This window comes from Sphingobacterium shayense (assembly GCF_013179575.1).
Taxonomy (GTDB): domain Bacteria; phylum Bacteroidota; class Bacteroidia; order Sphingobacteriales; family Sphingobacteriaceae; genus Sphingobacterium; species Sphingobacterium shayense.
The window spans coordinates 1-1,074 of record NZ_JABMCQ010000336.1; the positions used below are offsets into that span (position 1 = coordinate 1).

Consider the following 1,074-nt stretch of genomic DNA (forward strand, 5'->3'; position numbering starts at 1 on the left):
CCGCCGAGGACACTAAATGAGGTTTCAGCATTGCTGAAACCTCATAATATAGCTTTAAAGCCACTTGACACGGGGTTTTTAGATAGCACGGCAGATAGTTTTTGTAGACATTTTGTAGACATTAAATTATCGTGCCCATGGTTAAAACTAGAAACCCAGAACCCATGTTCAAATGTTCAACCAAACTTCACGTTTGGAAAGCACGTGTCAAGAAGAATGGAAACTCTTCTCTTTACATTCAAGTTTACATTTCATCGGCTCATACGCATGAGCGAGACTTTTTCCCGTTGGATTTGGAATGGCCAATTGATCGAATTGATTTTGAAAATGGCCGGCTTCTGCCTAAACATAAAGATGATCCGGACGTTGATGATTTCAATATGATAATCCTAACTGAACGATCGAAATACAACGAGGTCTCAAAAATTTACAGACTTTCTGAACGTCATCTAACCATTGACATCTTGAAAAGGGAAATGCTTTTTCTTGATTCAACACGATCTGTTGTCGCCTACTTTACTAAAATTCGAGAAGAGTTATATCGAAAACGTATTATTACCCACGAAACATATAAGCATTATGGGGCCACAATAAATCGCATTGAAGAATTCCAAAACAACGTTAGGTTTGATCAGATTAACAAGAGATGGATAGAGAAGTTTAAGGCTTTTCTCAAGGACAAGGGGAATGGACACAATACTGTATGGACACGTGTTAAGGAAATGAAAGCGATGCTCAGACGAGCTAATGAGGAAGTAACGATACATGTTGATAATTCAGCTATCCACTATTCTAATCGTCCTCTAGAAACACCAACGGTTTTCTTGAACAGGATTGAAGTGAATCTGTTGAAAGATAAACTTAAAACTGGAGAACTGACTAGAATAGAGACCGCTGTTTTAAAAGCATTCCTGTTCTCGTGCTTCACCAGCCTTAGAATATCCGACGTATACCAAGCAGACAAGACTTGGTTCCTTAGTGATAATTTTCTTTTTTTTACCATGCAGAAGAACAAAGATAGGCGGCCCAAGACGATTAAGATTCCTATAGCCCCCATGGCCATTGAATTTATAC

1 protein-coding gene is annotated in these 1,074 nt (G+C 38.6%); it reads left to right on the forward strand.

Going from position 1 to position 1,074, the window contains the following annotated elements; all coding sequences use genetic code 11:
• Window positions 1-137: 137 nt before the first annotated feature.
• Window positions 138-1,074: site-specific integrase (locus HP439_RS19205; RefSeq protein ID WP_172391925.1), on the forward strand; the 937-nt coding region annotated here is incomplete at its 3' end.